Genomic DNA, 26,810 nt, shown 5'->3' with positions numbered 1-26,810 from the left:
CACTGTGATGGTCACAGAATGCACACCATAGATAAGCGCTTCCCTGAGCTGGTCATCATTTATGGCAGGCACAAGAACAGGGTTAGGGAGGCCGCGAGGAACTACGGCTTTAAGAGGTACACGACCGATTGGCGCGCCGCCGCTAGAGACCCGGAGGTGGAGATCGTCGACAACTCGCTCCCCAACAACATGCACCTCAAGCCGACACTGGAGGCGTTGGAGGCTGGGAAGCACGTGCTCTGCGAGAAACCTCTCGCGAGGAATACGGAAGAAGCCCGCGTGCTCCGCGATGCGGCGAGAGGGGCGAAGGTGAAGACAATGGTAGCCTTCAACTACCGCTTCGTTCCGGCCGTCCAGCTAGCAAGGCAGCTGGTCAAGTCGGGGGTTCTGGATAGGATCTACCACTTCAGGACCAGGTACCTGCAGGATTGGCTCGCCAACCCCAGTGCCCCGCTCACATGGAGGCTTAGGGCTGAGGAGGCGGGCAGCGGGCCCCTAGGCGACTTGGGGAGCCACATCATCGACCTAGCCCGTTTCCTATTCGGTGAGATCACCGCTGTGACGGGTGTTGTGAGGACGTTCATTGAGGAGCGCCCGTTGGCCGAGGACCCGTCGAAGAAGGGAAGAGTGACCGTCGAGTTCGAGAACGGGGCGATCGGCACGCTCGAGGCCTCCAGGTTCACCACCGGTAGGAAGAACTACAACAACTTCGAGATCAATGGCGACCACGGATCCATCGAGTCAACCTGGAGCGCTTAAACGAGCTCCGAGTCTACCTGAGGGAGTGGGAGGAGAAGGGTTTGACCGGCTGGAGCACCGTTCTCGTCACGGAGAGGAGGCACCCGTACATCGATAGGTACTGGCCGCCGGGCCACATAATCGGAGGGAGCACACCTTCATCAACGAGGTGTATCACTTCCTCAACTGCATCGTCAGAGACGAGGATGCCGGACCGATAGGTGCAACCTTTGAGGACGGCTACCGTTGCAACGTAATCATAGATGCCATCCTGGAATCCGCTAGAACTGGTAGGAGGGTCCATGTAGCATACTCATAATCCAACCATTCCAAGCATTTTTCTTTTAATTTTTAAGTTTTGTAACCTTAACCGATTTTCGCTCAGGGATGCGCTTAGACCTAAACGCGGTGGTAGCGCGCCTATCTGAGGTGTTGGCTGGCTACAGAGATCTGGTGCTCTACGCCGTGATCTTCGGCTCATTGGCTCGAGGTACCCCTCGAGTTGACAGCGACATCGATGTAGGCTTAAGGCCGAAGCCCCGTCAAGCTGGCAAGCTCTTCGAAGTCCTGCCCGAGCTCGCAGTTGAAGTAGCCGATTGCCTCGGACTCCCCATCGACCGCGTGGACCTCGCGCTGCTAGACGTGGAGAAGTGCGAGAACCTTTCCTTCCTCTACGAGGCGTTAGCGCACGGCTTTCTCGTCTGGGGTGACGCTGAGGCCTATGCCGAGGATTTAGCGCGTATCGCCTCCCTCTACACCGACCACCTGGTGCAGCTGCGCAAACTCGATTACTTAAGGAAGTACGCGGAAGCCTACACCAGGTGCACTGGAAGTGGGTGGGATTGCCGAGCTCTCCGACCTGGTGAAGAGGAACGTCGAGTGGTTGGATAAGCTCGTAGCTGAGCGCGGGGCCGACGAGATTCTCGAGGACTTACGTTTTAATGAACGCCGTGCTCCACATGCTGCAGACGGCTGCTCAAGCGATACTGGACATGGGTTACCGGCTTCTCTCCCTCCTCGGCGAGAAACCGCCCTCTAGCTACTCCGAGGCCGCCGGTATGCTCGAAGGATGTGGGGCGCTCTCGAGGGAGGAAGCCGCATTGCTTCGCAAGATCGCCGGCTTCCGCAACGTTGTAGTCCACGGCTACTTAGGCATAAACAAGGAGCTTGTCCACTCGATCCTAAGCAAAGGGAAGTACAGGGACATGCTGACCCTAGCCTCGAAGCTGCTGCAAACAGCAGCCCAGATCTCAGTCGACCCGTGAAGAGCTCTGGCGAGAGCGCGTCCCCAGCGCTGGCTCGCGTCCCCATCAGGATTCCTTCTCGACGACTCTCCGAACCGTCTCGTCCAGGTCGCGATACTCGAGCTTGTTGGAGATAGCAACAGCGGCATGCAACGAGTCGAAGAACGTCAGCTCGGGGTGCCGCTCCCTGAGGCTTGCCGCGAGAGACGCTACCTCGAGGGTGGGAGGCGGGTAGACGGGTTTCGTGTACCTACTGACGGCCAAGCTCATAGCCTCCAGAACCAGCGCGGCCTCTTTCTCAGCTAGGCCCCTCGACTTTAGGATGAGCGAGAGCTCGATGGGGGCGGCGGGCGACAAGTACAGCTTCAACCTCCCGCTCCTCGCCTCCCTCAGCAGATTGAGCGCCCAATCGTGGTTCCTATCCCGGGGGTTGAGCGCGAGTAGGAACCCTGTCTCCACGAGGCTCACTCTCGACCACCTCTAGAGCCATCCTCTCAGCCGCCCTGCGGAGCTCCCTACTGAAGGTCAAGTCCCCCAAGAGCTTCTCAAGCACCTCCTCCGGGTCGCATGCCTTCCTTAGGACAGCACGATCGCCCTCCAAATGGATCACCACTACATCTCCCGGCTTTACTCCGAGGGCAGTCCTCACGCTCCGGGGCAGCACGATCCTACCCCTACTATCCACCCTGATCGTCTCCACATGGAGAATTGTGTGACCCACAATTTTAAACTTTCCCACCTTAACCCCGCACTCAGGCGGGCGAGCACTACACAGGATAGCAGACCCTAGTTCACAACCTGAGAGAACTTTCACACAGTTATCACGGCGAGTACCCTCATCCTCATGCCGTGGCAGCTCCTATCTTAGCGCTCCCTTCAGATATCGCGAAGCCCTCCAGGTAAGCTGCCGCCCCTATCAGCTGGCGAAGATACACCGAGCCCTGCTCTCTGAGGCGCCGCGTACTCTCAGGCCTTAACAGCGAGCTCCGGGATTCTCGAGGACCTGATACTCGTCAAAGTCGTCCGGTTTCGGCCCGATCTTCATCTCAGCTAGAAGTCTAAACTTCTTTTCCAGCCTCGACTGGCTCGTGCTTAGCCAGGCCACTGCTCCTACCCGCGACGCGTAAAACCTCCTGCCTCTTGAGCCTAGCTTAAGCTCTTCTATGAAGCACGCAAGCGACCATTTCGTAAATAGATTAAAAGCACTCTCGGTGACTTCGGGAGGCTTCCCTGCGTGCGAAAAATCACTCCAGACGCTGCAGTAGCCTAGAAAAACTCGCGGCGCCTGGGCAGTTGAGCCTCAGAGGAGGTGGAGCAGGTAGAGTGCTCCGAAGGAGACGATCGGCACCGTAATGTTGTCGTCTAGCCTGATTCCGCCCAAGTACTCGACACGCTCAACGAGGCTCGCCGCCAGCGCGGCGAGGACTCCGGGGAGCCCGAAGCCGAGGGCCAGGGCTATGGCGGTGCAAACTATGAACATGGCTACGTTACCGCTCCAGTGCTTTACCCTTCTCTTGAAGAGCGCGTTCCTAACGATGCCCGTGACCCCGTCGCCGACGGCCATGAAGAGCAGCGCTGGCACGCTGAACAAGAAGGGGCTGTTGTACCCGAACTGCACACCCGCGAACCAGCCTAGCGCGATGAAAATAGACCACATGATGCAGAAGTCGACTTCGTAGATGTTCTCGGGATCCTGGAACCAGTACATGAGCTTACCTGTGCGGTGCGGTAGGTACGTCAGCAGGGCAAGAACTAGCCCCATGATGAATGGCAGCACCGGCGTGGAGAATATGGGTAGGAGCGCGATAAGCAGTGTGACGACTCCGGCAGCCAGGATGTGGATAGCCTTCCGGGCGTAGTAGATCGCGACTTTGTGGCCGTGCTTCTTCTCGAAGAAGTTGTACACCGCTTTGGATACTACTAGGACTACGAACATCACCCAGACGAACAGCGCTCCCGTCCAGAGCAGCTCACTAGTGGTTATCATCACGCCTCCGTGACCTACATGGTATAAAACATTCGCCGCGGGGCATTCGACAATCGTTAAACTCCCCTATTGGAGGGTTGCGAGTCAGACGGGGGCGATGAGGGAAGCTGGGCGAAGCCCATCTTTAAAGGTCTCTCACCTATGAGAACTCGGGCTATGCGCACAGTCGTGTACAAGGTCGACCCCGAGCACCCTGACCCCGAGGTCATCAGGGCATCAGCGCAGGTGCTACGCGGAGGGGGACTCGTAGCCTTCCCCACCGAGACTGTGTACGGCCTAGGAGCGCTGGCCAGCGACCCGCGTGCAGTGCTGAGGGTCTTCGAAGTGAAGAGGAGGCCGCCCGACAACCCGCTGATCCTGCACATCTGCGAGGTAGACCAGCTTTTCGAGCTGGCAAACCGCGTGCCGGAGGACGCCCTCAAGCTCGCCGAAAAGTTCTGGCCGGGCCCCCTCACGCTAGTGCTCTCGAAGTCGCCGCGCGTGATCAAGGAGGTGACGGGCGGGCTGGAGAAGGTTGCCGTGCGAATGCCGGCGCACCCGGTCGCGCTCGCTCTCGTCAAGGAGGTGGGCGAGCCTATTGCTGCTCCAAGCGCGAACATCTCCGGCAGGCCCTCGCCGACGGAGGCACAGCACGTGATCGAGGATCTCTATGGGCTCGTCGAGGTCATCATCGACGCTGGCGAGACGGTGCACGGCCTCGAGTCAACGATAATCGACATGACCACGGATCCTCCAACGCTGCTGAGGCCGGGAGCCCTGCCTGTCGACGCTGTGGAGGCTGCTCTCGGCAGGAGGGTGGCTATCCCGGGCTTCGCCAGGGGGCTTGGGGAGGCAGAGGCCGCGCTGGCGCCGGGCACGAAGTACCGGCACTACGCTCCTCGGGCGCCGATGGTAGTAGTTGAGAGCAGTGACTACGGAGACCTTTCGAGAGTCGTGGCCGCGGTATCCGAGCTAGCTCGAGAGAAGATGGCTGAGGGGTTGCGCGTCTGCATTCTCTGCACTGAGGAGACAAAGCCAGCTTACTCCGGGCTGCAGGCCATAACGCTGTGCCTAGGGTCTAGAGGGGAAGTGTTCTCCATAGCCCGCAGGCTCTTCAAAGTTCTCAGAGAAGCGGACGCGACGGGCTGCGAGTTCATAGTAGCGGAAGGGTTGGAGGAGCGGGGGCTCGGGCTAGCGATCATGAACAGGCTTCGCAAAGCTTCCGGATTTAGGATCGTGAGGATCTAGCCGGCCTGCCGGCTCCTCCCGAGCAGGCGCAGCACCTCCTCGTCGCTGACCTCGCTGAAGTCCTCGTAGTACATGCCGACAGCGTAGAGTACGGCCGGCTTGATGACGTAGACAAGCCTGTCACAGTAGCGGGAAACGATCGGCGCAACGTCCTCCGACACTACGGGGGCTGCAACCACAACTCTCTCAGCGCCCGCGTTGCGGCAAGCTATCGAAGCCGCGATCACCGTCGCACCAGTAGCTATCCCGTCGTCCACGACTACCGCCGTAGTCCCTCTCAGGCTCAAGGGGGAGCCCAGCCGGAACTTCTCCACATAGCGCTTTACCACCTCGCGCTGGTACTCCACCTCTCTATCGAGGTAATCTCTGCCTACGCCTAGCTCCCTCACGATATCCCAGTTGATGTATACAGCCTCCAGCTCGCTGACAGCACCCAGGCCGAGCTCTGGGTTGAAAGGAGCTCTCAGCTTCCTGGAGACGATCACGTCGAGCTGGCCGCCCACAACCTCGCTCGCAGCCTTAGCGGTGATCACGCCGCCGCGCGGGATACCAAGCACCCTGACCTCGCTCCCAGAAATACCTTCACGCTTCAAGGCTTCCCCGAGCAAGCGGCCGGCCTCCTCCCTGTTGCGGAAAACGAGCGCCACAGGAGAAAAGATCAGAACGAGCGTAAAAAATCTAGCTGGAAGTCAGCGACGGGGTCGCTGACTCCCCACCGGTGCGGAAACACCCCGAGACTTCATCATCCGGTGAGGGGAAGCCCCGGAGGGCTTAAAAGCCCAGCGTTTTCCTCAACCGCGCGAAGTCTATCTTCCTGTCCCTACGCCTCTCCTTCGCTTTCGAAAAGCTCTTGTAAACAGAGTCGAGAGCATCGTACACTGCCTGAACCGGGTCCCACGCCTCCGCCTTCGCTGAGAAGATATCCACGTCCAGCTTCACGGTGGCGAAGACCTCGTACCTTCTACGCTCACCGCCCTTATCACGCGGCTTGAGAACAAGCGACAGCTCGAGCAGGCGAGCCCGGCGAGAAACATCCCTAGCGACCTCCACGCACCTCCTGTATATCAGCCTCTGCGCGATCAGATCCACTTTCTCGTCTATACCCTCGACCCGCACCGGGAGCCCCGCCTCCTCCACGGCCGGGAAGAGCCTGCGGAGGAGAAGGTAGGGAGATATCACGCCCACAACCTCCTCCCTTTCGTTCACAACCACGGCACCCTCAGCTATGTCCTCCGGGGACGGCGCCAAGTCAAGCCTAACCACACGGCCTGGCTCCACCATGACCTTCTTCACCGGCTGGTCAAGAAAGTACTCAGCATCGCCTCCAACCTCACCAAGCTTACCCCTGCGGAGCGGCGTCCCGTAAAGGAACCTCGCAAGGTCGTAGACGCGAACCACCCCCTCAAGCCTCCCCCGACTTGCAACAGGCACGAGCCGAAGCCCGACATCGGCGAGAAGCTTCCTCGCTTTCTCCACAGTGTCCTCGGGGCTTAAAGGCTGTAGCGGGTAGGCTAGGTGCCGGCTCGGGACGCCCGCTCTCAGCGAGAGGGCTCGGATAACGCTCCTGGCGGAGATGACGCCGGCGACTTTCCCGCCCTGCACTACGGGCAGTCCGGGGAATCCTGTCTTGACGAAAAGCCTGGCCACCGCGAGGGTATCGGAGGGGTCCTCCACGGCGGGAACTTTCTCGACGACGGACTTCGCTTTCGTGGTGGGCTGCAGCCTCGTCCTGAGTATCGAGAATATGGATACCACGCCGAGGAGGCGCTGCTCCTCATCCACTACAGGAATTACCGGGGACTGGGCCTCCCACATTCTCTCGGCGATGACATCGAGGGTCGTGTTTACCCTAGCAGGCTCTACTCTGAGAAGCAGGTCACTCTGCATGCAAGCAATAATTGCAAAAGTGTAGTATTAAAGCTCAGCGGTTCAGAACAAATATGATAATGAAAGGTAGATATTCTACCCTCGCGGTTTTCTGGCCGGCATGCCTAGGCTCAACGTAACAGATGTTGAGAAGTGTGTGGGCTGCATGTCCTGCATGTTCGCCTGCTCCCGCAGGTTCAGCGAAGGAGGGTTATCGAGGTCGGCCATCCACGTCTCCAGCATCGGGGGCGTGGAGCGCGGGTACAGGGTTATCGTCTGCAGGGCTTGCGAAGATCCTTCTTGCGCGGCGGCCTGCCCCACGGGAGCGCTCGTGAGGAGAGCTGGCGGGGGAGTAATCCTAAACCCCTCGAAGTGCATAGGCTGCGGTAACTGCCGCGGCGCCTGCCCCATAGGAGCCGTGATGTGGGACGATGAGATGAACAAACCGATAATCTGCGTCCATTGCGGCTTCTGCATCGGCTACTGCCCATACGGGGTACTGGCCTTAAGGGGGTGAGGGGGATGCTGCTCAGCGACCCGCTTAGAAACGTCCTCTACATCGATCTCTCCAGCAAGAAGTACTGGGTTGAGGAGCGGAGGGACATCTTCGAGGAGTATATCGGTGGCACAGGCGTAGCCACTAAGCTCCTCGAGGAGGAGCTCCCGCGCGGCGCCGACCCGCTGAGCCCCGACAACGTTATCGTTTTCGCTGTGGGGCCGCTCAACGGCTTATTCCCGACAGCTTCGAAGACCGTCGCGATGTTCAGGAGCCCTCACACGGGCAACTTGGGGGAGAGCCACGCCGGCGGTAGGAGCGCGATCGCCATCAGGCTAGCGGGATACGGGGCCATCGTGATTAAGGGGGCGAGCGACATCCCCGTTTGGGTCTCCGTCCACGGGAGGAGGGTCTACTTCCGCGATGCCCGCGCGCTGTGGGGGATGACTAGCAGCCATACCGTGGGCAGGATACTCAGGGAGGCAGAGCCAGGGAGCGGTTTGAGAGCAATAATGAGGATAGGTAAAGCCGGCGAGAAGCTGGTAAGCTACGCGTGCGTCGTAACGGAGACTTACAGGCACTTCGGCCGCCTGGGGCTCGGGGCAGTATTCGGCAGCAAGAAGCTGAAAGCTCTCGTCATCTCAGGCAAGAGCTCGCTCCCTGTGGCTGACCGGAGAGCTTACCGGGAGCTTTACGACAAGCTCTTCAAGGTGATAACGGAGAGCCCGCTAATGCGGAAATACCACGAGATCGGAACCCCGGTGAACGTGAGGCACCTGAACGAGCTTGGAGCTCTCCCCTCACTAAACCTGAAGCAGTGCAGGCTCGACACGGCAGATAAGATATCGGGAGAGTACCTTGCCGAGAACTACCTGGGCAGGAGAGTCTCCTGCGCTCACTGCCCCGTTGCATGCATCCACCTCGCCGCCCTCAGGGAGCCTTACGAGGAGGAACCGTTCTTCTTCAAGACCTCGTTCATCGGCTACGACTACGAGCCTATCTACGCGCTTGGAGCGATGCTCGGGGCTAGAGAACCTGAGGGTATGCTGCGCTTGCTGGACGTGGTCGAGGCTTACGGCCTCGACGCGATGAGCACAGGCGTAGTGCTGGCGTGGGCGACGGAGGCTTACGAGAAGGGGTTGATCTCGAGGGAGGACCTGGCGGGAGTCGAGCTGCGCTGGGGTGACTACAGCGCCTACATCGAGGCCGTGAAGAATATCGTCGAGCAGCCGACAGAGCTCTACAAAGCGCTGGCGAGAGGGGTGGCGCACGCGTCGGAGAAGTACGGTGGGGGGGAGTTCGCCCTAGCCTTCGGGGGGAACGAGATGGCCGGCTACCACACCGGCCCTGCAGCGTACCTGAACTACGCGTTCGGTTTAAGGCACAGCCACCTGGACAGCGCTGGCTACTCTCTCGACCAGAAAACAATAGGGAAGACTCCTCAGCCCGAAGAGCTCGTGCAGAAGCTGGTCGAAGAGGAAGCCTGGAGGCAGGTGCTGACCAGCCTCGTCGTGTGCCTGTTCGCCCGCGAGGTCTACAAGCCCGAAGTCGTGTCAGAAGCCCTCAAGATCGCGGGGTACGACCTCAGCCCCTCCGACCTCGCGGAGATCGGGCGGAAGATATACCGCGAGAAGTACAGGCTCAAAGTGGAGCTAGGCTTCGACCCGGACCACGTCAGCTTCCCCCAGCGGATCTTCGAGACTCCCACGCCTCACGGGAGGCTGGATCCAGCGCTCCTCGAGAGCATGAGAAAAACGTACGCGGGCTTTATCCGGTCAATGCTCGCTAACTAGCGGAGGCGCCCGGGAAAATAGTAACCGTTTTTAGTTAGAGAGCACAGGATTGGTTATGCAAGCCGGCTTACGGCTCGTCGAGGGAGGCCCGAAGGGGTGGGGGCTCTGAGCCAGGCGCCTAGCGGTTTAAGCCAAGCAGCGACAGCTTTCGTATCCCTCACCACGCGGGACGGCAGGCTAGTGTACCTCTCGGCTGCAGCTAGGCCTGCCCGGCCGGGGCTCGAGCAGGTGCTGACAAGCCTCCTCTACGAGCTGGGGAGGAGAGACTTCGCGGAGCTCCACGGGGACAGGATTCGGCTGGACCTCTCGAGGAAGCTTAGGGAGATAGGCTTCCCCGTCGAGGAGCTGGAGATCACAGTCTCGCTCCGCTGCCCCCAGTGCGCGGCATCGCTCCAACTCAGCCCGGAAACAGTAGTCTACGTGTGTCCCTACTGTGGGTGGGCGGGCGACGTTTACGGGAGAGTCTTGAAGATCCTCGCTTGGCCTCCAGCTCCGCGAAGCGCGGTAGAGAGGCTTGCAGGCAGGCTCGGCGGAACTCTTGTTTCAGCGGAGCTGAGGTACGTCCCTGTGTGGGTTGCAGGCGCTGAGGGGGCGGCGAGCTACAGAGCAACCGTGACGTACGTTGTGACCCGCCAGCATGGGAAGCAGACGGTCAGCGAGCGTAGGAGGATGAGTGTCTCGGGAACCGTGAGCGCGAAAACTATCGAGCCCGTGATAGCTAGGCTCAACGCGGAGATTTTCGGAGCGGAGGAGATCACCGAGTGGGTCAGGAGCGCGTGGGCGCTGAGCAAGCCGAAGGAGCTGTCAGCCGAGGAAGCGAAGCCTCTGGCGGGCTTCATCCTGGCGCCGGAGATCGGGAAGGAGGGGGCTGCAAGCATAGTGGTCGACACGATCGAGGATAACCTGGCTGAGAAAGCGAAAGCCGAAGCTAGGGCGAGGGCTCCCGGCAGCGTTGAGGATGTGGTGCTGAACGAGTTCAACCCGAAAGTGAACGTGGAGTGGATTCATCTGGTCTTCGTCCCCTACTGGTACTTCACTTACCGCAGGCCTGAAGGCCTATTCGCAGGTGCCGCTGTGGGCCCCGAAGCCTCATCGAGAGTTGCGGAGGCACCCCTATCGAACATGAGGCGCGCCGCGGCGCTAGCAGGATCCTGGGCACTCTCCCTGGCGACCGGGGCCGCGGTAGAGTCGTTTACGAGCGTAGGGCTCGGCGAGCTTGCGATCCTAATCTTCTTCTTTGGGCTAGCCGGCGTCTACTTCCTGGTTCGGACCGCGTACAAGCCTGCGAGAAGGGTGAGAAAGTGAGCGCGGAGAGGAGGCTACCGTGCCCTTACTGCGGGACTGAGGTCGAGTGGAGAGGAGAATCCGTCCTCACCTGCCCTAGCTGCGGGACAGCTTTCTCCAGACAGGGAAGCGTGGGCGACCACCTCATGGAGCGCATAAATTACGAGCCTGGAGAGGTGTTCAAGATCTTCGCGCAGTGGGCTCTCCGCATGCCCGAGACGCCAAACGATTTCTTCGCCTCAGCGACGATATCTAGGTGCCGTTTAGAGTTCCACCCGTACTGGCTCTACGAGATCAGCGGAGTGTTCGCGTACACGGTGCAGGGCGGGAGCAGCTACGTGCGCTTAAGACCGCTGGCTATACTTCCCGAGAGTATAGTCCCCCGGGGCTTCGCCGAGGAGGCAGGCGAAGAGACCGCTACAGCCATCGTCTCCGTACCCGGGCTCAGGCGCGATCTGGAGAGCGCTCTCGGCCGGCTAACGCTCAGCCCCGCGGGGAAGGTTTACTTCAGCTACCGCTACGTGCAGCAGAGAGGAGGAGTGCTCCTGAACCCCGATATTCCTCCTGAGGAGGCAGATAGAGCCGCTGAGCGCAGGGCGGAGGAGGAGGTTGCGCGCAGGTTGTCCCGAAGGTTCGGCAAGCAAGCTGCTGCGAAGCTAGTAGAGAAGAAAACTTTCGAGAGGAGGCTCGTCCACGTCCCTGTTTACATCTGCGAGTACGTGTACGGCCCGCGCAGGCACGTGTTCGTAGCCGAGGCGGGAACATCGAGAATCATTTACGCGGAGGTGCCGAAAGAGACGAGGTTCAGAGTTGTTGCGGGCATCGCCGGCGCAGTGTCGGTAGCCATCGCCCTCGCAGTACTCTCCACGATACCTCGTGCACCCTTCTTCGCGCTCACCGCTGCATCCGGGCTGCTTCTCTCGGGAGCCTACAGCATCGCTAAAGCTCTAGGCAGCACAGCTACAGTGAGGGAGTTCTACGCTCAGTAGCCTGATCCGCAGCACAGTAGGCGTCCTCTAGGCTCGATGCCCCGGGGAGTATACCGCCTTTCTCCCCAGCTTCACGCAGCTCCCTCATGCCCTCGCCGCTCGCCAGCCTCTCCACACCACTCACCCCGTGGCGAAAGCCGTGTACACGGTGAGCCACCCACCCCTCAGCCTCATCAGCACCGTGCGCCCCAGGGTGTTGAACGCTACGCTCACCGGCTTCAGCCCCGCGGCTCTGAAGACCTCGTGGATCTTCCTCAGCGTGTGCACGTTCACCTCCGCTTTGAAGCTGCAGCTGCAGCCTCCCAGCACCGCCCTCCACCTCAAGCCGTTGAAGCTCACCGTCAGCAAGTCGCCCTCCAGCTCGAGTCCCGCGAAACCCCACTCCCCCTCCATTGCTCTAGCAGCTTTTTCAAGCACCCCGCACGGGAAATCGCACCACTTCTCGGCAGGCGGGAGCTTAAGCGCCTCCAGCCCCTCACCGCCGAGGACGAGCTCCTCACCCTCCCTCGTCCTCACCACCAGCACCCCCTCGCTCCTCACCTCCGCCGCCACAACGTCGCCGGGCACCTCCCTGCAGTCGACGCTGAAAGCCCGCTCCGCCCTCACCGGCAGCGCTGTTTCCGCCGCTATCGTCCTGTCCCCGCTGATCACCAGCACCCTGCCCTCCGGGTAGACAGCCATCCTCCCGCCGAGCAACCCAAAACCTTCAACAATCAGCAGCCCCCCACCGCTCAAACCCTACAGCTAGCTAAACCCGCTAGCAGCGAAAAACCCCACACAAGCAATAAGTAGCCCCCTTAAAGAATTCTACACAACCGCCCCACACGGAGCCCCGCTTCCCGGGACCTCGCCGCTTCGGCGCTGGTGCCCGGGTGCTCCGCGCGCGGGATCGAGGGTCCACCCCCGCTACCAACCGGGAGGTCCCCCTCCGGGGATGCGCCCCGGCGACGGGGCGCTGAAAGGAGGGGGTGTAGGCCACCGCCAAGGGCGGCGGCCGACCCCATGACCCGCCCCGGTCTCCCGCGAGGAGGCCGCAGGGCGGGCCCCAGAGGCCCGCAACGGCCAAAGGGGGAGATGAGCACCGGCGCGGGACCCAGGCTGCGGGACTAGAAGCTGAAGAAGAGCTCTACACAAGCACCTGTAAGGAGGGGTTATCGAGGACAACTGCGGAGAGAGCGGGGTCGTAGTGCATGGACACGGCTCTCAGCAGCACTCCCGACTCTTTAGCTTGCCTTAGGAGCCTCGCCACCTCCGGGTCGCCTCTCTCGTAGGGCTTGAACGCCGAGACTCCGGGAGCCGCTGCGATGAACACGATGAGCGCTCTCCAGCCGCTCCTAGCAAGCTCGGTCAGCTCTCTTATATGCCTCCTGCCTCTGAGCGTCGGACAGTCCGGATACATCGCGTAAGGCCCTTCGCGAAGCACTGCGCTCTTCAGCTCCGTGTAAATCTCGTCGCCACCGCAGGATAGAAGGTAGTCGAGCGTCGAGTCGCCGACCCTGGGGCTCCTGGAGAGCAAGCGGCAACGCTCCCACACTGTTCCCTTCAGGCCCAGCAGGGACTCGAAGGCTTTCATCTGCATCTGAGTATCTATCAGGGCGGCTGCCTCACCCTCCGCTACCGCGAAGAGGCGGTAATCCGTCCGCCCACCACTCCTCGGGAAGCAGAAGCCCAGCCTACCCTGGGCCACGTAGTCGAGGAGCCTGCCCGTGTTGTTGATGCTAGCAGCTCTCACGCTGCCAGCTACCTGGACCTCGACGACGAAGCGGTTCCTCCTCCTGACTATAGTGCAGGGCACGGGTTCAGGCAGCCTGAGCAGCTCTAAGGGCAAGCATTACACCTTGAGCTCAGAGGCCACTTCTACCAAAACCCGTATCTTCCTCAGCACAACCTCCTCGTACTCCCTCCCCTTGAGGTAGCCCCTGAGCCCGCCGAAGCCGCAGTCAGGCTTGAGGAAAGCTAGGCGCTCCCCGTAGCGCTCAACAGCTTCCCGTGCAAGCTTCTCGACATCCTCGCGCCTCTCCACCCTCGGGTTCTTCGACGACACTACACCGAAACCGAGAGCCTTACCGCTGCCCGCCAGCTCGTCCCTCGTGTAGTAAGCCCTGTTCTCCGGGACATCACTGTGCTCGTGATCCAGGAAATTCGCGTAGCGAAGGCTGAGCAGCATCCTCTTCAGGAGGGGCGGCAGCCTCGCGCAGACGTGAACTCCCTTCATAGGCGCTTTAAGCTGCTCGAGCACGCTATCGAGGGTTTCCGCGAGCTCTCCTGGAGAGTACCCGAAGAGCACGCTTCTCGACCCGACGATTACGGAGAGCACAGGCTCGTCGACACAGTAGATGTAACCGCGAAGACTGGAGTAGACTTCACGCGCCATCCCGCGCACGTACTCGAGCAGGGGCTCCAGAGCCTCCCGGGAGGAAAGGACAGAGGACATGATATCCCCGGGCTTCCCCCCGGGGAGAGCTATCCGCGACGCGATAGTGAAAGGGCCTGTGAAGGGGACACGGTACCGGAGCCCCAGATCCGCCGCTATATCCGCCGCCTCGACGAGATCCTCAGGCACCTCGGGCTCCACGCTGAGAGGATCGCCGCGGAGCACGTAGCCCGTGTGCTCGAGGCTGAGAACCCCCTTAGCGACGAGGGGCTCAACGTACATCAGCACAAAATCCCTCAGCTGCGGCAGGACGGGGTACGTTACGCCGAGCTCCGCTTGATCTTCTAACGCGCGGGCTAGGTTCTCCCTCTTCGGCTCAAGGGGGAAGCTCCCCACGAGCGTTGTTTCCATCGAGGCTTCACCGGCACTGCGTGGACAAAAACTTCGCGGCACTAATCTATAAGCACGAGCTCCACTCTACCCGGCCTCTCTCCAACCCCCTTCAGCGTGGAAACCAGGGCTCTGACCACGTTCCTTATTACGTCCTGCACGAAGGGGTTGAGCTCGACTGCTTTACCGTCGACGACGAGCTTGACTCTCGAAGCTAGCACCCGGCAGCCCGAGGGCGAAACCTCGCCCTTTGCTACAGCACGAGCGAACTCGATACAGCTGCTAAACCCGCAGAAACCGCAGTTAAGCCCGGCAGGCGGCTCGAAAGCCTTCTCGGTAAGCAAGTCGGCCAGCCGCTCCTCCTCCCCAGGCTTGAAGACGGGAACGCTAGCACCCCCCAGCTCAGCTGCCGAGTAGGCGGCGACCAGCAGCGGGCTCTGCAGCTTCTCCAGCTCCTCCCGGCTCCTAGCAACCGCGACCCTTACCCCCGGGAAGCGCTCCTTAAAGCCCTCCACAACCACGAAGTCGTAAGCTCTCAGCGCTGCCAGAGCCTCCTCTAGGCTCAAGCTCCCGGCGATCACCTCTGAGGCGTTCTCAGACAGCGCTATCACCCGCTCAGCGCCAGCGGCGAAGAGCCTGGCAGAGTCGCCCTGCAAGTTCAGCCCGCTGTGAGCGTGCTTCACCGCCGCTACCCGGTAGCCCCGCGAGGCCAGGATCCCGACCAGCTTCTCCGCAAGCGTTGTTTTCCCAGAGTCTTTGAAGCCTACAACTGCGAACGCTTTCACAAGCCCGATAGGCGCGATAGCTTAAAACGGCTAACGCGTATACAAGTCTGGAGTGATGAGCGTTCCCCTTGGCGTGAAAGGTGATCTGAGGTAGGTAGCCTGACTCGCCCACCCTACGCACACGCCGCGACGCGGCTCCAGGCCGAGAATGAAGCGGCGCGCCGGTGGGTGGGCGACAGCCCTCGAGGTGGGAGGATGGTGGACTTAACCCCGGAGGAGGTTGAGAGGTACGACAGGCAGCTTAGAGTGTGGGGGCTGGAAGCCCAGAAGAAGCTGAAGTCTTCCACGGTGCTCGTCGTGGGGGTGGGCGGGCTCGGCTCTCCAGCTGCGATGTACCTGGCGGCTGCAGGCGTGGGTAGAATCATCCTCGTGGATTCCGAGAAGGTTGAGCTCAGCAACCTCAACAGGCAGGTGCTGCACTGGACACCCGACATCGGTAGGGAAAAAGTGTCCAGCGCGGCGAGCAAGCTAAGCGAGCTGAACCCTCACGTGAAAGTCGTTCAGGTCTTCGGGAAGCTCGAAACGCTCGAGCGAGCCGAGCAGCTAGTAGCGGAGGCAGATGTCGTGGTGGACTGCCTCGATAACTGGAAGACCAGGTTCCTCCTAAACGAGGCGTGCGTGAAGCTGGGCAAGCCTCTGGTTCACGCGGCGGTCAGGGGGCTTTACGGGCAGCTCATGGTCGTGAAGCCTGGTGAAAGCGCATGCCTGCGCTGCCTGCTGCCCGAGGACCCGCCCGAGGAGAAAACGTTCCCCGTAGCTGGCCCTACACCGGGCGTCCTCGGCACACTCGAAGCACTGGAGGCAGTGAAGCTCATCACGGGCTATGGGCAGCCCTTAGCAGGTAAGCTGCTCATATTCGACGGGGTGCAGGGCTCTTTCGACGTGATCAACGTAAAGAAGAGGGAGAACTGCCCGGTTTGCGGGCATGTGAAAGCGCTAGGCTAGAAGCCCTCTTTCCTTCAAGGCTTCCACCAGCAGCTTGAACATCCCCGGCATCGCTTCCGGGTCAGTGCCCGTGATTATATTGCCGTCGCGCACGTACGGCTCGTCGACGACGAGCGCTCCAGCGTTCCGCAAATCGTCGTGGATCGAAAAGAAAGCGGAGATCCTGCGACCCTTCACGAGCCCTGCAGAGATCAGCACCCAGGGCGCATGGCACACCGCCGCAACCACGCCCTTCTCCGCAACCTTCTTCACAAGCTCTAGTATCGCGCGGCTCCGCCTGAGCCTATCGGGAGCGTAGCCGCCAGGTATCCAGAGCACGCTGTACTCCTCGCGGAGCGCGCTCTGCGCGTCTCTATCCGCCTTGACAGTTAAGCCTACCTTGCCGCGGTACTCCCTGACCTCAGGCCCCACGACGTCGACCTGGAAGCCGAGCTCCTTCAACCTGTAAAGGGGGAATATGAGCTCTCTCTCGTCGAACAAATCCTCTACCAGAACTGCTGCCTTCATCTCCCATCGAAACTTAAAGAAAAAGACCGTAAAAAGCGTTTGCGGTTTCCTCACGCAAAGGAAGAGGTATCTTGCAGGATGCATCCCACACAGAGGTATGGAAACTCTACTCGGTATCTAGGCAATGTATTACATTATTCATGACGTAGTAATAACGTAGTAGCGATGAAAAGAAAGAAGTATTCATAATTCGACATATGTGTTTTTATATGCCTCTGCATCGTTATATACCACGATGCTGCAGCAGCAGACCCTCGTCGACACGCTGTACCAACAACGGCTTCTCGTCGTGGACCCCCTTGACACCTGGCTTATGCTGCTCGCCGCCACGCTTTTCGCCTCAGCTGTGTACCTGTTCTTCAGCCTCGTCAAGCCGCTAGCAGAGAAAGAGAAGCTAGACCGCGGCTTCGGAGCCTACTACCTAGCCGTAGGAGTTTACGCACTCGCTACTGGCGTGTGGGCTACGATCACCTGGCCGTTCCCAGGTCCCTACAACATCGTCCTCATGGATCCCTGGGCGATTTTCGGCGTAGCCTGCCTGGTCTTAGGCTTATCCCTGTTAATGCGGATAGAGCTTATGTACACGAGCCTAGGCTTCGCGTTTCTCGGCATTATCCCGATTGCACACGGCCTCGGAATCCTGACGTACAGGCTAACGAGAACACCTGAGCTAACATTCCTGATGTACTTCCTCACAGGCCTCTCAGTCCTGCTATCCCCGGTGTTCTTCTACAAGAAGAGCAAGACCCTCGCGTACCTCGCTATAGCCTTCCTGGTGGTCGCCGGAATAATCGCGCTCTTCATAGGTGTCAACGCGGTCTTTGGTCATATCCCCGGCTGGGGGAAGTGGACGCCCTGGTACGGAGCGGTGCGGGTCGAAGGATAGGAAAGATATCAAATACCACTTTTTTACCTTAACAGCTTTCTAAAATATTTCCAAAGAAAAGTTAGTGCGCATGATGAATGTGCCTTTTCCAATCCTCCGGTTCGTGCAGGTGGTAGAACGCTCTCTCGACAACTTCCGAGAGAGCTGGATGGATGTGCATTCCGCGGTAGATCGGCTCGGCAGTGCCGTGAGAGTACATTAAGTTTACGATTTCCTGGATAAGGATTGACGCCTCGGGTCCTATGATGTGGGCGCCCAGTATTCTCAGGCTCTCCCGCTCTAGAATCACTTTCACGAAGTAGTCTTCCGCCATCATCGCCTCCCCCTTAGCCGTCTCTCCGTAGGCGGCTATGCCTACGAGGATATCGTGCTTCTTCACCGCTTCCTCCTCCTTCATCCCTACGCTCGCGACTTCAGGTTCGGTGAACACTGCATGAGGAACCGCGTGGTAGTCGGCCTTGACCTGCTCGCCGAGGAAAGCGTTCCTGTAGACGATGATGCTCTCGTAGTTAGCTTTGTGCTTGAACATCAGCTTGCCTGTCGCGTCGCCGAAAGCCCATATCCCCTCCTTCGTCGTTCTCAAATACTCGTCTACCATGATCCAGCCTTTCGGGTCGACCCTCACCCCTGTTTTCTCGACTCGCGTGATGTCGCTGTTGGACGCTCTACCGCTAGCTATGAGGATCAGGTCTGCATCGAACTCGACGTTCTCACCGGTCAGCTTGTTCTCGGCGACAACGACTTGGCGCTCGCCGCTCTTCCTGAACTCGACTACCTCGTGGTTTACCCGTATATCCATGTAGCGTGAGAGGTCCTGCCTCAAGAACTCCGAGATTTCAGGCTCCTCCTCAGGCAGAATCCTGTCCCTCCTCTGGAGGACCGTCACCTGGCTCCCCATCATAGCGAGGAAGAAGCCGAGCTCCAGGCCGACGAAGCCCCCGCCCACGACGACAGTCCGCCGAGGCAGCTTCCTCAATTCGCGGAAGAAGGTATCCGACGTGTAGTACTTGACCTCCTCTATTCCCGGCACTTTTGGGATGGCGGGCCTCGACCCCAGGCAGAGCAGCACAGTATCCCCCTCTATCTCCTTCCCGCCCACGTCCACCGTGTAGTCGCCGATGAAAGCCCCTGTGACCTTGTAGAGGTCGATGAGAGGGTGCCGCTCGAGCGACCGCTCGATCATCCTGCTCTCCTCCGAGATCCGGCGCCACACTCTCTCCATAGTCCAGGTGAAGTCTACGGGCTCGAGCGTAACCTTGATGCCGAACTTTCCAGCCTCCCTTATCCTCCTGATGTTCCTCGCCACCTCGAGGAGCATCTTCGAAGGTATGCAGCCTCTGGTGAGGCAGATACCGCCCACCATGCTGTTCTCGATAACCGCTACCTTCTTCCTCGACCCCTCCTCGAGCAGAGCTGAAACTATGTTCATCGCCGAGCCGGTGCCGAAAGCTATCACGTCGTAATGCTTAACCATTCGGGGCCGAAAGCCCAGCCGGAGAGGAAAGTAATAAAGCCGCCGCCGAGAACTTTCTTACTATGCAGGTACCCAGCCTGGGTCAGAAGCTCTGGAGAAAGCTACCCCTAATCCTCATCCTACTCAGCGTCGCGGTGGGTATCGCTCTCTTCATCGCCCGCACGCCTAGACCGGTTTCAGCGCTTTACGTTGCCGAGATAAGGGTTACTGGAGCGCTCGACTACTCCTCCACAGCTCTCCTGGGAGCGACGGTAGGTGTAGAAGAGTACATAAGGCTCATCAGGCAGGCTCGGGACGACCCGATGGCCGGGGCCGTCATCCTGGTTTTCGACAGCCCGGGTGGGACAGTAGCCGCTTCCTACGACCTTTTCGAGGCGGTTCGCGAGCTCTCAGAGAGGAAAACCGTCGTAGCGTACGCGAGAAACCTCATGACCAGCGGCGCGTACCTCGCAGCGCTCCCCGCGAAGAGGATATACGCTAGCCCCGCGAGCCTGGTGGGCTCTGTGGGAGTTTACACAACCGTTCTCGTGGCTGAGCAGCTGCTCGGCAAGCTCGGGGTGACGGTGTACACGATCAAGTCGGGCTCTATGAAAGACATCGGCTCGCTCTACCGCGAGATGAGCGAGGAGGAAGTGAAAGTCATGGAGGGCATAGTAGACGAGTACTTCCAGCTGTTCAAGGAAAAGGTAGTCGCGTACAGGGGTAGCGTGGACCCCGAGGTGTTCACAGGGCGGCCTTTCGCCCCAAAGGAAGCGGTGGCCGTGGGGCTGGTAGACGGTGTAGCAGACTACGAGGAAGCCCTCAGAAGGGCGCGCGAGCTCGCCGGCTTGCCGCCAGACGCGCCGGTGGTTGAGCTAAAGCCCCGTCCCCTGACGCTCCTTGATCTACTTCTGCGAGGAGCGAGCAGCGCTAGAAGCATCACGGTGCCGCGCCTCCTCATCCTCGCGATGTGGCCTCCACCTGAGGCGGTCGTGCTACCTTAGTCTAGCCAGAGCGTAGAGGGCTGCTGCCAGAAGTGCAAGTGAGACTAGGGTCGCTGCCGCGTTGCCTAGAGCTAGAGATAAGGATGCGCTCGCCGACGCGTAGAGAGCTTCCACCATAGGCAGGCTATCCCCACGAAGAGCTTTCTCCTTCTCGCCTTTCGGGGTCACTTCGAAAGGCATTCCCGCCCTGGCCAGCCCCCTCAGAGCGCTAACCGAGAGGATAGGCGAGAGGACAGTCAGTATGGCTGCGAACCTGCCGATGTTGGCGAGCACCTCACCAGCCTTGGCAGATACTCCTGAGAGCTTCCTGAAGAGGTAAACGTAGATGGCTACTAGGAAAGCTGTAGCGAGAGATAAGCCGAGGACTTCGGGGAGCACGAACCTGAGGGGAACACCCGGCTCTAGAGCAGCCACTACAGGTGCCAGGATGAAAGCTGAGAAGAGCGGGACGGTCTGCAGCGGCTGCGACATGTACATGATCATCTCTATACGCTTCCAGAAAGGCATTCTTTTTGCTCTGAGCAGCGGGAGGAGGCTCCTGGATAGGACTTCGCTGGTACCGTAGGCCCACCTGCGCTGCTGCTTCTTCAGCGACTGAAACTTGGAAGGTACGAGGATGCCTAGCGAGGCGCTTTCGATAACCTTAGTGGTGTAGCCGGCCAGTGCTAGCTTAACACCGATGTGAATATCATCCTGCACGATACCGGGACCCCATCCGCCTACCTCGCGAATCACCTTGGTGGGGAAAGCCGTGCCCGAGCCTAGGGGAAAAGCGAAGAAGCCTGCCCTGCTCCTCATCAGGTAGAGGACTATCGTGCCCATATCCGTGATGAACTTCATCGTCTCCGCAACCCTCGTTCTCTCCTCGTAGTAAGCCCTCCAGGGTAGAATTAGCGTTGTGCAGCCGTCAGCACGGCGGCAAACCTCTTCGAGAGCTTTCTCGCCGATGATCGCGTCCGCGTCGAGCACGAGCACGTACTCCGACTTCGCATGGTGGAGGAAATACTCGTCGAGCGCTCCGGTGCGACCTCCCCGCGGCTCATCCCTGCGGAGAACCCTGACCCGGGGGTCGCTAGCCGCCTTCTTCAACTCCTCCGCTGCCGGAGGATCGTCGTCCGAAAGCACGGTGATGCTTCGCGCGCAGCTTCTCCCTAGCGCTGAAAGCGCGTGGTGCACGGTCCTGGAGACTATGTTCACCGGCTCGCTCTTTACGGGGATCAGCAGCTCCAAGGTGCAGCTGCCACCTGCGCTCCCGCTGTCTCCCGGTGCGGCCTTCCTCCTCGCAGCAGCCGCGAAGATGACTAGGTAGTAGGCGGTGGTGAGCAGTATGGGTGCGAAGAACAGCAAGATGAGCAGCTCACTCAGCATAGCTTCACCCGGTATGCCTCGCGAGAACTTTCTCTATGTAGTCGCCGAAGAAAGCCCAGAGCGCGAAGGCACCTATCAGCAAGCCGACGCCGATCGCAAGGCCGAAGGTCAGAGCCTGCTTCACCTCGGGGCTTAGAGCTGCGAGGTCGATAGCCAGCATGACGATAAGCAGAGAGAGCAGCATCGTGAAGAACCTCTCGGTCTTCCTCTCAAGACCCATCGACTTCGCGAAGGTATCCACCACCACTACCGAGATGAGCGTGAGGGCGGCGACGCTGCCCAGCCTAGCGAGCAGGTCGACGAATGACCTGTAGGCAGCTGTGTACTCGGGGATGAAAAGCCTGATGACTAGAGAAGCTACCGAGACGAGGATCATCGCACCGAGGATAAAGGAGATAAGCGAGGCCAGTGGGATCTTCATCCCGCCAGGTATTATTTCGCGGAGCTTATCCTCGATACCCCCGGCCGCGACGAGAACCTTAACCGCTCTGTGCAGCAGCCTTACCACGAAGAACGCCAGGAAGAAGGCTCCGACGCCCAGCAGAACCTTCGGGAGGAGGGCAGCGATCTCGGACAGGAGACCTAAGAGCAGACTCACCAGGTCTGGGTACATGCGCACCAACCCCTGACGGTAACAGCGCTTTATTTTGCTCGCTCTTAAAGTGCTGTCTAAGCTCCGGCCAGGAAAGTGCTGAGCCGATGAACCACGTATATTAGGACGATTAGAGCCACTGTCGCCAGCATCTCCAGCATGGTCTTCAGGAACTCTCTAGAAGCCTGAACCGTGAAGGTGAAACCGTAGAGGCTGGTCGAGTACACCAGCCTGCTGTACTCGTAGACCCTCCTACCCTTCACGATAGCGGTCTCCGGTATCGCGATAGCCGCCACGACCACTCCTAAAAGCTTGATAAGGGCTGCAGCCAGCAAGGCTGCCTGAGGGCTCATCGGGAGCAGAGTGGAGAGAGAAGCTGCGAGCAGTAAACCCACGTAGTTGGAGGAAGTCTGGAAAACCGAGGCTTTAACCCTGCCCATTCTACCGCTGAGCTGCGCGAAGAGCTGCATTCCGAGGAGGTTCGCGCCCATGAATGTAGCGGACATCGCGAAGGATAGGAGCGGGTGTGCTTCAGGCTGGCTGAAGAAGGGTACGAGTGCTGTGAAGAGAGAATTTACCAGCATCGCAGCCAGGTAGGATCTGTACCCTCTCCAGGCATAAGAGCCTAGGAGAGCTCCGAGGTTCCCCGCCAAGGATAAGGCCAACGGGATGTAGAGGGGGGCGTTTAGGGCCTTTAGCAGGGGGCTCCACGCAATGCCGACTAAGTTTCCTCCAGCGGTCATCAGCATAAGCACGAGGAAAGCGTTACCGCTCTTCACGGCAACCTCCTCCGGGAGAGCACCTCCAGGCTCCGGGATGCTTGAGGGGATATTGGGAACCAGTGCCAGAGAGATGGAGCTTATGACACCGGCTGCAAACGCTGAAAGGTAAAGCACGTAGTAGACGTCGGGAGCCGGCATCACGGTCGGAAGGTAAGTCATGTACAGCGAGCCCAGAAGCGAAGCCGCAGCTCCTGAAGCTGAGCGGCTCACAGCCACCCTGACCACATCCCTCTCGGGGAAGTACAGGAAGATCAGCGCACTCAGCAGGAGGCCCGTGGTAAGGGCTGCTAGGTTGCCGAGCATGTACACGATGGACTCTGCGGCCGGTGAGGCTAAGAGGAAAGGCGGCAGGACCCAGAGCAGGCGCTCACCGATGTGGGAGGTGAACAGGAGAGGCTTGAACTTCGAGGACACGAAACCGCTGTGGCGGTATATGTAGAGCGACAGAACAGCTCCGGCAAATCCCGTCGGCAGGATCACCATCGAGAGAAGCTCGAGCGGGTAGCCACTGTAGGTCAGCATCGGCACGAAGAGTGCGCGAGCTATCGAAACGTAGAAGCCGCCGAAAGCGGCCTCGAGCACTAGGAGGATTTCCCCAGCCCTGGAAGACCTAGTGGACACATCTCCGCAGAACCTTCAGCTTCTAGATATTTTCAGCTCTCCGCGCGGAGCGCGCCGCACGGGAGCTCTACTTCAGCATCAGCATCACTGCCCTAGTGTAGGACTCCCAGCTGCCCACATCTATCCACTCCGCCTGAGCCTCGTAGGCGATAAACTCGAAGCCCTCATCTATGAGCAGCTTTATCGCGTCGGGCAGCTCGATCTCTCCCCGCTTGCTTGTAGTTGTCCTTTCAATGGCGCGGAAGATCTCTGGCGGGAGGATGTAGAGGGACGCGTTAGCCAGGTTGGAGGGGGGCCTCTCCGGCTTCTCAATGATCTCCCTGACTCGGTAGAGGGGGCCACCGAGGGGCTCGCCCACCACAATCCCGTAGCGCTTAGGGTCGTCGACTCTCTTCGCGGTTACTACAGGTTTCGAGAAGCGCTCGTGAACCTCGAGAGCTGCTGCGAACACGTTTTCACCCACGAAGACGTTGTCCGCAGCTGCGGCTACGAAGTAGTCGTCGCCGACGAAGCCCTTCGCCATGAGGACTGCGTGGGCAGTTCCCTTAGGGATAGGCTGGTTGACCCACGCGATGAACGAGCTCTCAATCTTCTCGTAAAACTTCTTCAGCGCTTGAGCTTGCACGTGCTTACCGTTTCTCTCAAGGTACTCCACGAAACCCCAGTCCGGCGTGAAGTGGTCCTCGATAGCCCTCTTCCCGCGCCCTACGACAAGGCAGAAGTTCCTCACCCCCGCGTCGTACAACTGCTCGTAAACTACCTGGATGATGGGTTTAGGGTACGTGTGATCGCCTTCGCGAAGGGGGATCGGAAGCATCTCCTTCGGGATCTCCTTAGAGAAGGGCACTAGGCGCGTACCTAGCCCCGCTGCTAAAAGGACGGCTTTCCCCGCTCTCACCTAACCACCAGATTATACTCCCTAAAAGGTTACGTTTTTCTTTTTTCCCGTGGAAGCCGCGAAGCACCGTGGGGCTTCCCATCAGGTCTGCATGCTGAAATAAAAAAATTAATTTTGTTTTCGGCGCACACCTATAAACGTGTTAACGAGGCTGCAGCGCTGGGGGTACGGTTTCGCCCGCTTCGGCTCGACGATCTTCATGGGGCTATACGATTTCGCGAGCTTCTACATCTACTGGCAGGTTTTCCAGCTTAGGCCAGTCGACGCGGGGCTCATCGGCGTAGCAGGCAAGATGACGATCATACTGGCCAGCATAGTGGTAGGGTATCTGAGCGACAGCATTTGGACGAGGTGGGGGAAGAGGAAACCTTTCATCGCCACAGGTGCTCCAGCGCTAGCTCTCTCAGGCTTCCTGCACTTCACGCCGATATACTTTCTCCCGGCAGGGGAGTACACGCTAATACTGCTGTGGGGAGTAGCAACGAGCGCGCTCTTCCACTTCTTCTACGCTTGGCTTCTAACGCCGTACCAGGCCTGGCTGGCCGAGATCAGCGAGCCGGCGGAGAGAGTAGATATCTCGATGGTCCAGAATCTCGCGAACATATTCGGGAACGTTGTCAGCACAGTGACCGGCTTCCTCGCGAAGATGCTTGTCGCGATGGGCTTCTTCATGCCGCTGATCGGAGCATACAGCTTGGTTCTCATCGCTCTCTTCACACCTCCCGTAATTTTAATCCCCGTCGAGAGGAGAACCGAGGTTAGGCTCAACGTGCTCAAGGACTTCAAGGAGGTGGTGAAGTACAGGGAGTACGTGAAGTGGTTGGGGGTCAGAGGCTTCATGTCGGCTGCCCAGCACATGCTCGTGGTTACGGTGATCGCCTACATCGAGAAAGTTATAGGCGTAGAGCACTCGCTCGCCGCGGCTTCCTTCGGTCTAGTCCTAGTGCTGTTCGTCGCGGGCGCGTTCCCGCTCTGGGGCAGGGTGGCGAAGCAGAGGGGGAAGGGGTACGCTCTCTCGCGAGCGATCCTCCTGCTGATCCTCGTGTTCATGCTCGTACCGCTTCCGCACTTTGTGAGCGGAGCTCTCAGGATAGCTTTAGGGTACCTGATAGTCGCTGTAGGAGCGATAGCAGTCTCAGCCTACGTCCTCTTCCCCTATGCTGTAGTGGCAGACCTGGCCCACTGGTACGAGACGCAGAGAGGTGAGAGCAGAGCCGGTCTCTTCACCGGCCTGGAGGGCATCCCCATAAACATCTTCGAGTCTATAGCGTACGCCGTCACAGGCTTCCTCATGAGCCTCCCCGAAGTGCCCGACGGGGGCTACACGGCAGGCCTACTGCTCTGGGGTTTCGTTGCTGCCGCTTTCGCGACCTGCGCGCTGGCTATCCTGAAGAGAACCAACATCGACCCGTTCCTAAAAAGAGAAAGCTAGGCAGGTTATCTTTCCCCCTTCTCTTGCAGACTAAGGAGAAGTTATGCCGGCAAGCTTCGGGTAGGGGCGCGCCTCGTAGATGTGCGGCAGCCCGCACACGTACCTGGTGAGCCTCTCAACCCCTATGCCGAACCCCGCAGAGGGCTTGATACCGTCTTTGAGCATCTCCAGGTACCAACCATACTTGGAGGGGTCCTCGCCGCTGCGGATAAGTCTCCTCAAAACCTTCTCGTACTCGTACTCCCTCTCCGCGCCGCTCGCAGCCTCTCCAAAGCCCTCAGGATACAGGAGGTCGAAGTCGAGGAGCACTCCGGGTCTCGAGGGATCCTCCCTGTCGTAGAAGCCTCTCGCGGTGATAGGGTACTCTGTCACGAAGAACGGGTTGTCGTGAAGGGAGGAGAATAGCTCCTCGTTCTCCCAGCTTATCTCCGCGTAGGGATCCTGCTCCACTCCGTACCTCCGCAGCATTTCGACAACCTCCGTGTACGTGTACCTCCTGAACGGGGTCCTCGGAACGGTGAGCTGCCTCCCAAGCTTCTCCAGGTGTGCCCCGAACCTGTCCAGCACGTCCTCCACCACGTGCTTCAGCAGGCTCTCAGCTACGCGCATTGCTTCGCGATACGAAGCCTCCGCGATCTCTAGATCCAGCTGCACGAACTCGACCAGGTGCCTACCCGTGTAGACGGACGAAGGATCCTCCAGGCGGACGTTCGGGCTGGCGAAGTATATCTTCCCCAGCGAGCTAGCCAGCATCTGCTTGTACAGGATCGCGCTGCTCATCAACTTGTACTGCCTCCCGTAGTAGTCGATTACTACTTGCTTCGCCCCCCGAATGCCGGGGTCTGTGACGGGACCTATGATGGGTGGGAGAACTTCTACGAAGCCTTCCGAGTCCAGGAAGTCCCGCATCGCCCTCAGCAGGGCTGCCTGCACGCGTAGAACCAGCTGTAGCTTTTCGCTGCTGTGCAGGAGCCTCCAGTACTTTGAAAGTTTGGACTCGAGCTCCTGTACGAAGCTGGGCTTTGAAACCGCTTCCTCCAGCTCGAGAAGACTCGGGTGGAAGCAGCCTTTTCTCACAGGATGCTCTGGGCACAGCCAGATAAAACTCCTTCTAGAAACTAGCGGAAAACATTAGACTATCTCGCGGAA

At 59.6% G+C, this 26,810-nt stretch carries 30 protein-coding genes; 13 read left to right on the top strand and 17 right to left on the bottom strand.

All coding sequences use genetic code 11. The features are described from left to right. The first annotated feature begins 18 nt into the window (after nucleotides 1–18). The 4 genes from QXU72_02410 to QXU72_02395 all read left to right on the top strand — a co-directional run bounded on the left by QXU72_02410 (nucleotide 19) and on the right by QXU72_02395 (nucleotide 2,003). A complete protein-coding gene (locus QXU72_02410) occupies nucleotides 19–759 on the top strand; it encodes a Gfo/Idh/MocA family oxidoreductase (GenBank protein ID MEM0494104.1) in 741 nt (246 codons plus the stop codon). 41 nt (nucleotides 760–800) lie between these two features. Then, nucleotides 801–959 carry a hypothetical protein gene (locus QXU72_02405; GenBank protein MEM0494103.1) on the top strand — a complete coding sequence of 53 codons (159 nt, stop codon included), beginning with the start codon at nucleotides 801–803 and terminating at the stop codon, nucleotides 957–959. Nucleotides 960–1,125: 166 nt separating this feature from the next. Continuing rightward, nucleotides 1,126–1,629, top strand: coding sequence for a nucleotidyltransferase domain-containing protein (locus QXU72_02400; protein MEM0494102.1), 504 nt, complete (start codon nucleotides 1,126–1,128; stop codon nucleotides 1,627–1,629). Between the two features lie 8 nt (nucleotides 1,630–1,637). Continuing rightward, nucleotides 1,638–2,003 carry a DUF86 domain-containing protein gene (locus QXU72_02395; GenBank protein ID MEM0494101.1) on the top strand — a complete coding sequence of 122 codons (366 nt, stop codon included), beginning with the start codon at nucleotides 1,638–1,640 and terminating at the stop codon, nucleotides 2,001–2,003. 45 nt (nucleotides 2,004–2,048) lie between these two features. Here the strand turns inward: QXU72_02395 and QXU72_02390 are convergent, their stop codons facing one another. The 3 genes from QXU72_02390 to QXU72_02380 all read right to left on the bottom strand — a co-directional run bounded on the left by QXU72_02390 (nucleotide 2,049) and on the right by QXU72_02380 (nucleotide 3,969). Further along, nucleotides 2,049–2,450 (bottom strand): PIN domain-containing protein, encoded by a 402-nt coding sequence (locus tag QXU72_02390; GenBank protein ID MEM0494100.1) that lies wholly within the window; start codon nucleotides 2,448–2,450, stop codon nucleotides 2,049–2,051. Beyond that, complete coding sequence (locus tag QXU72_02385) at nucleotides 2,401–2,682, bottom strand: AbrB/MazE/SpoVT family DNA-binding domain-containing protein (GenBank protein ID MEM0494099.1); 282 nt, start codon at nucleotides 2,680–2,682, stop codon at nucleotides 2,401–2,403. Before QXU72_02385 ends, QXU72_02390 begins: the two co-directional genes overlap by 50 nt. Nucleotides 2,683–3,282: 600 nt before the next feature. Further along, entirely contained in the window at nucleotides 3,283–3,969 is a 687-nt protein-coding gene (locus QXU72_02380; GenBank protein ID MEM0494098.1) for a dolichol kinase, read from the bottom strand. Nucleotides 3,970–4,110: 141 nt separating this feature from the next. Between QXU72_02380 and QXU72_02375 the strand changes: the two genes are divergently transcribed. After that, entirely contained in the window at nucleotides 4,111–5,196 is a 1,086-nt protein-coding gene (locus tag QXU72_02375; protein MEM0494097.1) for an L-threonylcarbamoyladenylate synthase, read from the top strand. Here the strand turns inward: QXU72_02375 and QXU72_02370 are convergent. Together QXU72_02370 and QXU72_02365 are read right to left on the bottom strand one after the other, a co-directional pair. Further along, nucleotides 5,193–5,843 carry a phosphoribosyltransferase family protein gene (locus QXU72_02370; protein ID MEM0494096.1) on the bottom strand — a complete coding sequence of 217 codons (651 nt, stop codon included), beginning with the start codon at nucleotides 5,841–5,843 and terminating at the stop codon, nucleotides 5,193–5,195. The two genes, QXU72_02375 and QXU72_02370, sit on opposite strands and share 4 nt — an antisense overlap. 124 nt (nucleotides 5,844–5,967) lie before the next feature. Then, complete coding sequence (locus tag QXU72_02365; protein ID MEM0494095.1) at nucleotides 5,968–7,083, bottom strand: CBS domain-containing protein; 1,116 nt, start codon at nucleotides 7,081–7,083, stop codon at nucleotides 5,968–5,970. Nucleotides 7,084–7,183: 100 nt separating this feature from the next. Between QXU72_02365 and QXU72_02360 the strand changes: the two genes are divergently transcribed. The 4 genes from QXU72_02360 (at nucleotide 7,184) to QXU72_02345 (ending at nucleotide 11,624) form a co-directional block, all read left to right on the top strand. Then, entirely contained in the window at nucleotides 7,184–7,579 is a 396-nt protein-coding gene (locus tag QXU72_02360) for a 4Fe-4S binding protein (protein MEM0494094.1), read from the top strand. A gap of 5 nt (nucleotides 7,580–7,584) precedes the next feature. Next, nucleotides 7,585–9,351, top strand: coding sequence for an aldehyde ferredoxin oxidoreductase family protein (locus QXU72_02355; protein ID MEM0494093.1), 1,767 nt, complete (start codon nucleotides 7,585–7,587; stop codon nucleotides 9,349–9,351). A gap of 96 nt (nucleotides 9,352–9,447) precedes the next feature. Continuing rightward, nucleotides 9,448–10,656 carry a hypothetical protein gene (locus QXU72_02350; protein MEM0494092.1) on the top strand — a complete coding sequence of 403 codons (1,209 nt, stop codon included), beginning with the start codon at nucleotides 9,448–9,450 and terminating at the stop codon, nucleotides 10,654–10,656. Continuing rightward, entirely contained in the window at nucleotides 10,653–11,624 is a 972-nt protein-coding gene (locus tag QXU72_02345) for a hypothetical protein (protein ID MEM0494091.1), read from the top strand. Before QXU72_02350 ends, QXU72_02345 begins: the two co-directional genes overlap by 4 nt. Here QXU72_02345 and QXU72_02340 read toward each other — a convergent pair. The 5 genes from QXU72_02340 to mobB form a co-directional block, all read right to left on the bottom strand. Continuing rightward, nucleotides 11,596–11,739 (bottom strand): hypothetical protein, encoded by a 144-nt coding sequence (locus QXU72_02340; GenBank protein MEM0494090.1) that lies wholly within the window; start codon nucleotides 11,737–11,739, stop codon nucleotides 11,596–11,598. The genes QXU72_02345 and QXU72_02340 overlap by 29 nt on opposite strands. A 5-nt stretch (nucleotides 11,740–11,744) precedes the next feature. Beyond that, nucleotides 11,745–12,359: a hypothetical protein gene (locus tag QXU72_02335; GenBank protein ID MEM0494089.1), complete on the bottom strand. Its 615-nt coding sequence runs from the start codon at nucleotides 12,357–12,359 to the stop codon at nucleotides 11,745–11,747. Nucleotides 12,360–12,750: 391 nt separating this feature from the next. After that, nucleotides 12,751–13,452 (bottom strand): DNA/RNA nuclease SfsA, encoded by a 702-nt coding sequence (gene sfsA / locus QXU72_02330; GenBank protein MEM0494088.1) that lies wholly within the window; start codon nucleotides 13,450–13,452, stop codon nucleotides 12,751–12,753. 3 nt (nucleotides 13,453–13,455) lie between these two features. Next, nucleotides 13,456–14,409, bottom strand: a complete 954-nt coding sequence (locus tag QXU72_02325; GenBank protein ID MEM0494087.1) for a hypothetical protein — start codon at nucleotides 14,407–14,409, stop codon at nucleotides 13,456–13,458. A gap of 41 nt (nucleotides 14,410–14,450) precedes the next feature. Next, a complete protein-coding gene (gene mobB / locus QXU72_02320) occupies nucleotides 14,451–15,173 on the bottom strand; it encodes a molybdopterin-guanine dinucleotide biosynthesis protein B (GenBank protein ID MEM0494086.1) in 723 nt (240 codons plus the stop codon). 195 nt (nucleotides 15,174–15,368) lie between these two features. On the opposite strand from mobB, the gene QXU72_02315 reads away from it, so the two are divergent. After that, nucleotides 15,369–16,118: a HesA/MoeB/ThiF family protein gene (locus QXU72_02315; protein MEM0494085.1), complete on the top strand. Its 750-nt coding sequence runs from the start codon at nucleotides 15,369–15,371 to the stop codon at nucleotides 16,116–16,118. Here QXU72_02315 and QXU72_02310 read toward each other — a convergent pair. Further along, complete coding sequence (locus QXU72_02310; protein ID MEM0494084.1) at nucleotides 16,110–16,625, bottom strand: type 1 glutamine amidotransferase domain-containing protein; 516 nt, start codon at nucleotides 16,623–16,625, stop codon at nucleotides 16,110–16,112. The two genes, QXU72_02315 and QXU72_02310, sit on opposite strands and share 9 nt — an antisense overlap. Before the next feature lie 235 nt (nucleotides 16,626–16,860). On the opposite strand from QXU72_02310, the gene QXU72_02305 reads away from it, so the two are divergent. Next, nucleotides 16,861–17,511 (top strand): DUF981 family protein, encoded by a 651-nt coding sequence (locus QXU72_02305; protein MEM0494083.1) that lies wholly within the window; start codon nucleotides 16,861–16,863, stop codon nucleotides 17,509–17,511. A gap of 61 nt (nucleotides 17,512–17,572) precedes the next feature. Here QXU72_02305 and QXU72_02300 read toward each other — a convergent pair whose 3' ends face one another. Then, entirely contained in the window at nucleotides 17,573–18,985 is a 1,413-nt protein-coding gene (locus QXU72_02300) for a dihydrolipoyl dehydrogenase (GenBank protein ID MEM0494082.1), read from the bottom strand. Between the two features lie 62 nt (nucleotides 18,986–19,047). Here QXU72_02300 and sppA point away from each other — a divergent pair, with 62 nt between their 5' ends. Beyond that, nucleotides 19,048–19,968: a signal peptide peptidase SppA gene (sppA, locus tag QXU72_02295; protein MEM0494081.1), complete on the top strand. Its 921-nt coding sequence runs from the start codon at nucleotides 19,048–19,050 to the stop codon at nucleotides 19,966–19,968. Here sppA and QXU72_02290 read toward each other — a convergent pair. The 4 genes from QXU72_02290 to QXU72_02275 all read right to left on the bottom strand — a co-directional run bounded on the left by QXU72_02290 (nucleotide 19,960) and on the right by QXU72_02275 (nucleotide 24,229). Beyond that, nucleotides 19,960–21,336: a glycosyltransferase family 2 protein gene (locus QXU72_02290; GenBank protein ID MEM0494080.1), complete on the bottom strand. Its 1,377-nt coding sequence runs from the start codon at nucleotides 21,334–21,336 to the stop codon at nucleotides 19,960–19,962. The genes sppA and QXU72_02290 overlap by 9 nt on opposite strands. Before the next feature lie 4 nt (nucleotides 21,337–21,340). Next, entirely contained in the window at nucleotides 21,341–21,955 is a 615-nt protein-coding gene (locus tag QXU72_02285) for a hypothetical protein (protein MEM0494079.1), read from the bottom strand. 50 nt (nucleotides 21,956–22,005) lie between these two features. Continuing rightward, nucleotides 22,006–23,331 (bottom strand): hypothetical protein, encoded by a 1,326-nt coding sequence (locus QXU72_02280; GenBank protein MEM0494078.1) that lies wholly within the window; start codon nucleotides 23,329–23,331, stop codon nucleotides 22,006–22,008. 67 nt (nucleotides 23,332–23,398) lie between these two features. Then, complete coding sequence (locus tag QXU72_02275) at nucleotides 23,399–24,229, bottom strand: sugar phosphate nucleotidyltransferase (protein MEM0494077.1); 831 nt, start codon at nucleotides 24,227–24,229, stop codon at nucleotides 23,399–23,401. A gap of 139 nt (nucleotides 24,230–24,368) precedes the next feature. Between QXU72_02275 and QXU72_02270 the strand changes: the two genes are divergently transcribed. Beyond that, nucleotides 24,369–25,661, top strand: a complete 1,293-nt coding sequence (locus QXU72_02270) for an MFS transporter (protein ID MEM0494076.1) — start codon at nucleotides 24,369–24,371, stop codon at nucleotides 25,659–25,661. Between the two features lie 30 nt (nucleotides 25,662–25,691). Here the strand turns inward: QXU72_02270 and QXU72_02265 are convergent, their stop codons facing one another. Beyond that, nucleotides 25,692–26,738: an asparagine synthetase A gene (locus QXU72_02265; protein MEM0494075.1), complete on the bottom strand. Its 1,047-nt coding sequence runs from the start codon at nucleotides 26,736–26,738 to the stop codon at nucleotides 25,692–25,694. Between the last annotated feature and the right edge of the window lie 72 nt (nucleotides 26,739–26,810).

Source organism: Thermofilum sp., from assembly GCA_038741495.1.
Lineage (GTDB): Archaea > Thermoproteota > Thermoprotei > Thermofilales > Thermofilaceae > Thermofilum.
Note: the sequence above shows the minus strand (reverse complement) of the source record. Positions and strands in the feature narration are given on the sequence as shown.

Bases quoted from the DNA above. Each gene is read 5' to 3' on its own strand.
- QXU72_02400 (MEM0494102.1), top strand. From the start codon at position 1,126: ATGCGCTTAGACCTAAACGCGGTGGTAGCGCGCCTATCTGAGGTGTTG.
- QXU72_02315 (MEM0494085.1), top strand. From the start codon at position 15,369: ATGGTGGACTTAACCCCGGAGGAGGTTGAGAGGTACGACAGGCAGCTT.
- QXU72_02290 (MEM0494080.1), bottom strand. From the start codon at position 21,336: ATGCTGAGTGAGCTGCTCATCTTGCTGTTCTTCGCACCCATACTGCTC.
- QXU72_02300 (MEM0494082.1), bottom strand. From the start codon at position 18,985: ATGGTTAAGCATTACGACGTGATAGCTTTCGGCACCGGCTCGGCGATG.
- QXU72_02380 (MEM0494098.1), bottom strand. From the start codon at position 3,969: ATGATAACCACTAGTGAGCTGCTCTGGACGGGAGCGCTGTTCGTCTGG.
- QXU72_02310 (MEM0494084.1), bottom strand. From the start codon at position 16,625: ATGAAGGCAGCAGTTCTGGTAGAGGATTTGTTCGACGAGAGAGAGCTC.
- QXU72_02365 (MEM0494095.1), bottom strand. From the start codon at position 7,083: ATGCAGAGTGACCTGCTTCTCAGAGTAGAGCCTGCTAGGGTAAACACG.
- sppA (MEM0494081.1), top strand. From the start codon at position 19,048: ATGCAGGTACCCAGCCTGGGTCAGAAGCTCTGGAGAAAGCTACCCCTA.
- QXU72_02305 (MEM0494083.1), top strand. From the start codon at position 16,861: ATGCTGCAGCAGCAGACCCTCGTCGACACGCTGTACCAACAACGGCTT.
- QXU72_02360 (MEM0494094.1), top strand. From the start codon at position 7,184: ATGCCTAGGCTCAACGTAACAGATGTTGAGAAGTGTGTGGGCTGCATG.
- QXU72_02325 (MEM0494087.1), bottom strand. From the start codon at position 14,409: ATGGAAACAACGCTCGTGGGGAGCTTCCCCCTTGAGCCGAAGAGGGAG.
- QXU72_02355 (MEM0494093.1), top strand. From the start codon at position 7,585: ATGCTGCTCAGCGACCCGCTTAGAAACGTCCTCTACATCGATCTCTCC.
- QXU72_02375 (MEM0494097.1), top strand. From the start codon at position 4,111: ATGAGAACTCGGGCTATGCGCACAGTCGTGTACAAGGTCGACCCCGAG.
- QXU72_02410 (MEM0494104.1), top strand. From the start codon at position 19: ATGCACACCATAGATAAGCGCTTCCCTGAGCTGGTCATCATTTATGGC.